This is a genomic window from Streptomyces sp. WELS2 (assembly GCF_013870595.1).
Taxonomy (GTDB): Bacteria; Actinomycetota; Actinomycetes; order Streptomycetales; family Streptomycetaceae; genus Streptomyces.
In genome coordinates, this window is record NZ_JACBWZ010000412.1 from 1 (window position 1) to 5,517 (window position 5,517).

Annotated in this window: 5 protein-coding genes; 2 read left to right on the forward strand and 3 right to left on the reverse strand. The window is 73.5% G+C overall.

The features are described from left to right. Together H5J33_RS21895 and H5J33_RS21900 are read left to right on the forward strand one after the other, a co-directional pair. A partial coding sequence (locus H5J33_RS21895; RefSeq protein WP_181796623.1) for a hypothetical protein occupies nucleotides 1-273 on the forward strand: 273 nt, incomplete at its 5' end. Nucleotides 274-378: 105 nt separating this feature from the next. Beyond that, nucleotides 379-1,788 carry a S28 family serine protease gene (locus tag H5J33_RS21900; protein WP_181796624.1) on the forward strand — a complete coding sequence of 470 codons (1,410 nt, stop codon included), beginning with the start codon at nucleotides 379-381 and terminating at the stop codon, nucleotides 1,786-1,788. Nucleotides 1,789-1,816: 28 nt separating this feature from the next. Here H5J33_RS21900 and H5J33_RS21905 read toward each other — a convergent pair whose 3' ends face one another. The 3 genes from H5J33_RS21905 to H5J33_RS21915 all read right to left on the reverse strand — a co-directional run. Continuing rightward, on the reverse strand, nucleotides 1,817-3,667 hold the full coding sequence (locus H5J33_RS21905; RefSeq protein ID WP_181796625.1) for a glycoside hydrolase family 3 protein: 1,851 nt from the start codon (nucleotides 3,665-3,667) through the stop codon (nucleotides 1,817-1,819). 141 nt (nucleotides 3,668-3,808) lie between these two features. After that, nucleotides 3,809-5,056: an MFS transporter gene (locus H5J33_RS21910; RefSeq protein WP_181796626.1), complete on the reverse strand. Its 1,248-nt coding sequence runs from the start codon at nucleotides 5,054-5,056 to the stop codon at nucleotides 3,809-3,811. Nucleotides 5,057-5,143: 87 nt separating this feature from the next. After that, on the reverse strand, nucleotides 5,144-5,517 hold a 374-nt coding region (locus H5J33_RS21915), incomplete at its 5' end, for a sugar phosphate isomerase/epimerase (protein WP_181796627.1).

Below are 5,517 nucleotides of genomic sequence, written 5' to 3' on the forward strand. Positions count from 1 at the left end.
GGGCGCGAGGTGCGGACCCTGCCGTTCAAGACCGGCGTCACCCACGTCTACAAGCGGGACGGCTACGTCTGCGCCGTCACCGTCCCGCGCGTTCCCGGCCCCGCCCGCATGATGTCGGTCAGCGTGCAGGCGCGCGGCAACCGGCCGGTCGTCGACGCGGGCCGCTACACCCGCCTCGCCGGCCCGGTGACCGTGCACGCCGGGCACCGCTGCGTGTGGATCAGGGGCTCGGTGGGCCGCTACTCGGTCAGCTCCGGCTGGATCCTGTGCTGACCCGCTGAGCAGGAGCGGCCCGGCGACCGGGCGAACGTCCTCTGGTGGGGCGGAACTTGCTGGGATAGTTTCCGGCGCACATCTGTCTCACAGGGGAGAGTGCGCATGCGCAAGGCGCTCAGATGGCTGCTCGCGCTCACGGTGCTCATCGGCACGCTGGGCACGACGGCCGGGGCGGCCACCGCCGCCGGTGACGAGCCCACCGACATCAGGGACCGGCTCCTGTCGATACCCGGCATGAGCCTGATCGAGGAGAAGCCGTACCCCGGCTACCGCTACTTCGTCCTGAACTTCACCCAGCCGGTCGACCACCGCCACCCCGACCGGGGCACCTTCCAGCAGCGGATCACCGTGCTGCACAAGGACGTGAGCCGGCCCACCGTCTTCTACACCGGCGGCTACGGCGTCTCCACCAAGCCCTCGCGCCGCGAGCCCACCCAGATCGTGGACGGCAACCAGGTCTCCCTGGAGTACCGTTTCTTCACCCCGTCGCGCCCCCAGCCGGCCGACTGGTCCAAGCTCGACATCTGGCAGGCCGCGAGCGACCAGCACCGCGTGTTCCGGGCGCTGAAGGCCGTCTACCCCGCGAACTGGCTGGCCACCGGCGCCTCCAAGGGCGGCATGACGGCCACCTACTACGAGCGGTTCTACCCGGGTGACATGGACGGCGTCGTCGCCTACGTCGCCCCGAACGACGTCGTGAACGACGAGGACTCCGCCTACGACCGCTTCTTCGCCCGCGTCGGCACCAAGGAGTGCCGGGACCGGCTGGCCGCCGTCCAGCGCGAGGCACTGGTGCGCCGCGAGCGCATGGAGAAGAAGTACGCCGGGTACGCCGCCGCCAAGGGCTACACCTTCGACACCATCGGCGGCCTGGACCGGGCCTACGAGGCGGTCGTCCTGGACTACGCGTGGGGCTTCTGGCAGTACAGCCTGCTCGGGGACTGCGACACGGTCCCGGCGGCCACGGCCGACGACGACGCGCTGTGGACCTCGCTCGACACCATCTCCGGCTTCGACGCCTACACCGACCAGGGACTGGACCCGTACACCCCGTACTACTACCAGGCCGGCACCCAGCTGGGCGCCCCCACCATCCACTTCCCCGGCATCGACCGCAAGCTGATCCGCTACGGCTACCAGCCGCCCCGGAACTACGTGCCCCGCTCCATCCCGATGCGGTTCCAGCCGTGGGCGATGCGGGACGTGGACACCTGGGTCAGGCACCACGCCACGCACATGCTCTTCGTCTACGGCCAGAACGACCCCTGGGGCTCGGAGCGCTTCCGGCCCGGCGCGGGCGCCCGTGACTCCTACGTGTTCACCGCGCCCGGCATGAACCACGGCGCCAACGTGGCCGGCCTGGTCCCGGACGAGAAGAACCTCGCGACCGCCCGCATCCTGGCCTGGGCGGGCCTGCCGCAGGCCACCGTGGACCAGGCCAGGCCGCTGGCCCGGTACGACGCGCGGCTGGACGTACGGGAGGCGGAGCGGGAGCCCGCGCTGCGGCCCTGAAGGGTGTCACAGCCTTCTGCGACACCCTTCAGTACGTCAGCCCGTGCCCGATCGGGTACAGCTCCCGTGACGGGTCGTCCGCCCGCCGCACCGGCACCGGCAGCCGCCCGCGCGGTGCCACCCGGCCGGCCAGGACCCGTGCGGCGGCGCGCAGTTCGACGTCCGTCCAGCAGTACGTGGCCAGGCACGCCCGGACGGCGGGCAGCTGCGCGATGTCGTACGGGTTGCGGACCGCCACCACGGCCACCGGTCTGCCGGTGGCCAGCAGGCGCTCGACCAGGGTGCGCTGGGAGCTGCCCGCCGTCACGTTGTACGTGGCCACGACCACCGCGTCCGCGTTGCCGGCGGCGGTGACCGCCTTGTCGACGGCCGTGGCGGACGGCGCGGTGCCGGTGGACAGGGCGGTGGCGGTGAAGCCCAGTCCGGTGAGGGCGGCGGCCAGCACGCCGGTGGGCGGCCCGGTGGTGCCGGACGGGGAGGCCGGGTCGGCGCCGACGACCAGGACCCGCTGTTCCCGGCGGGGGTCGAAGGGCAGCGTGCGGTCCTCGTTGACCAGCAGGGTGGTGGTGCGCTCGGCGATGCGGTCGGCGGCGGCCAGATGGGCCTCCGTGCCCACCGTGCGGCCGATCCGGTCCGGGCGGGCCCACGGATGGTCGAGCACCCCGCGCCGGGCCTTCAGCCGCAGGATGCGCAGGATCGATTCATCCAGCCGGTCCTCGGTCAGCTCACCGCCGCGTACGGCCGCCAGCACCGCGTTCCACGCCACGTCCAGCGACGGCGGGTTGAGCAGCTGGTCCACGCCGGCCTTCAGGGCGAGCACCGGCACCCGGTCGTCGCCGTACTTGGTGCGCACGCCCTGCATGCCGAGCGAGTCGGTGATCACGACCCCGTCGTAGCCGAGCTCCTCGCGCAGGATGCCCGTCAGCACCGGCCGGGACAGGGTGGCCGGGTCGCCGGAGCCGTCCAGGGCCGGGAACTGGATGTGCCCGGTCATGATCGAGTCGACGCCCGCCCGGATCGCGGCCCGGAACGGCACGGCGTCCAGCCGCTCCCACAACTCGCGGCTGTGGGTGATGACCGGGAAGCCGTAGTGGCTGTCCACGGAGGTGTCCCCGTGGCCCGGGAAGTGCTTGGCGCTCGTCGCCACCCCGGCCGACTGATAGCCCCTCACCTCGGCGGCGACCAGCGCGGCGACCGCGTCCGGGTCGGCGCCGAAGGAACGCACCCCGATGACCGGGTTGGCCGGGTTGACGTTCACGTCGGCGTCGGGGGAGTAGTCCTGGTGGACACCCATCGCGCGCAGCTCGGCGCCGGAGATCCGGCCGAGGGCGCGCGCGTCGGAGCGGGAGCGGCCCGCGCCGATCGCCATCGCGCCCGGCAGCAGGGTGGCGGGCCTGCCGATCCGGCACACCGCGCCGTGCTCCTGGTCGGTGGCGACGAGCACGGGCAGCCCGCGCGGCTGGTCCAGCGAGACCCGCTGGATGCCGTCGGACAACCCGGCGATCTGGTGCGGGTCGCGGGTGTTGTGCGCCCAGGAGAAGTAGATGATGCCGCCGACCCGGTACTTCGCGATCAGCTCGGCGGCGGTGCGGACACCGAGTTCCTTCAGGTTGGTGTCGATGTCGGCCTGGTCGGGGTCGGTGGCCGAGTGACCGTAGACCCGCGTCACGAACAGCTGGCCGACCTTCTCCTCCAGCGTCATGCGGGAGATCAGGGCGCGCAGCCGGCGGTCGCCGTCGGCGGCGTCCGCGGCCGTCGGCACCGTCAGCGCGGCGGTGAGGCCCGCGGTCGCGGCGAGGACGGCGCGCCTGGACGGCCGCGCGGTGTCTCTTCGCGTGCTTCCCGTACCGGTGTCGCTTCCCGTGCTGGTGTCGGGCACGTGCGCTCCTTCCAGAGGAGAACCGCTGAAGGAAACTTCCGAGGAGTCACCAATATCCGGGAAGTTTCTTTCCGTCAAGGGACTGCACAGTAACCAGTAAGGGGCCGCCGACCGGGGATTCCCCGTACCGGCATGTACGGCTCACGGTGCGGCGGGCTCCGTGGTGAGAGCTTTCCGGTCGCGGAGTTCCGGGGTGGTCGTGGCGACGCCGGCCACCGCCAGTACGCACAGCGCGCCGCCGGTCACCAGCGCGGTCACACCGGAGGTCCAGCCGGCCAGCAGGCCGCCGCGTACGTTGCCCAGGCTCGGGCCCGCCTGGCCGACGATCTGCTCGACCGCGGTGACCCGGCCCAGCAGCGCGTCCGGGGTGTGGGTCTGCACGATGGTGGACCGGGCGACCACCGCCGTCGCGTCCGCCGCCCCGGCCAGCACCAGCAGCACCAGGCCCGCCCAGGGGCTGGTGGACAGGCCGAACAGGACGAGGGCCACGCCCCAGCCGCCGGACGCGCACAGCATCACCGGGCCCGGCCGGGCCAGCCGGGTCAGCGGCCCGGACAGCGCGGTCGCCGCGACCCCGCCCACCGCGAGCGCCGACAGGAACAGCCCGAGGGTGCGCGGGTCGTCGCCGAACCGTTCGGCGTTGACCAGCGGGAACAGGCTCACCGGGAACGACAGCACGGTGGCGGCCAGGTCGGTGATCAGCGCACCGCGCACCACCCGGTGCCCGGCCAGGAACCGCAGCCCGTCCAGCGCGCCGCGCAGCCCCGGCCGGGCGGGCGCCCCCTCCGGTGGCAGCGGGGGCAGCCCGAACGCGCCGTAGAAGGCGAGGCCGAAGCTCAGGGCGTCCAGCAGATAGCACACGCCGATGCCGAACCAGCCGAGCAGCACCCCGGCCAGCGCGGGCCCGAGCAGCATCATCGACTGCCCGGTGACCTGTTGCAGCGCGAGCCCGGCGGCCACCTGGTCCCTCGGCAGCAGGCGGGGCAGGAACACCCCGGCGGCCGGGGCGCCGAGCGCGCCGAACGCCGACTGCACCGCGACCAGCAGCAGCACCCCGGCCACCGGGACGTGCCCGGTGAAGCCCTGCACCGCGAGGGCGAGGGAGCATGCCGCCTGGCCGACGGTGGCCGCGAGGTACACCCGCCGCCGGTCGGCCCGGTCCGCCCGGGCTCCGGCGAACAGCCCGAACCCGACCAGCGGCAGCGCCTGCGCGAGCCCGACGGCGCCGGTCCAGGCCGTGCTGTGGGTGCGGTCCCACACCTGGTACATGACCGTCACCATGGTCATGAACCCGCCGAGCACGGACACGGTCCGCCCGATCAGCAGCCGCCGGAAGACGGGCGAGGTGCGCAGCGGCCGTACGTCGAGGAGGGAGCCGGCGAGGCTCATGAGCGGGGGCGGGCGCACGGCCCGGGCGGCGGGGTCACCGGGGGAGGCTAACCCCGGCCCCCGGCACCCGCCAGCGAATATCCCCGCTCAGGCCGCTTCCCCGAGCAGCCGCGCCAGGTACTCCCGCCCGTCGCCCAGCAGTTCCGCGAGCGGCGTCGCCTTCTCGTACCAGCGCTTCTCGTACTCCCAGCACAGCCAGCCGTCCCAGTCCCGCCGGGTGAGCACGTCCACGCACTCGGCGAGCGGCAGCGTCCCGGCGCCGAGCGGCAGCGGGGTGGTGTCCTCGGCCGAGGCGACGTCCTTGACCTGGACATAGCCGAGGTGCGGGGCGAGGGCCGCGTAGCTGTCGGTCGGCTGCTCGCCGCCCAGCCAGGTGTGCAGCACGTCCCACAGCGCGCCCGCGTGCCGGTGTCCGACCGGGCCGAGGATCCGGATCGCGTCGGCGCCGGTGCGGTGCGAGT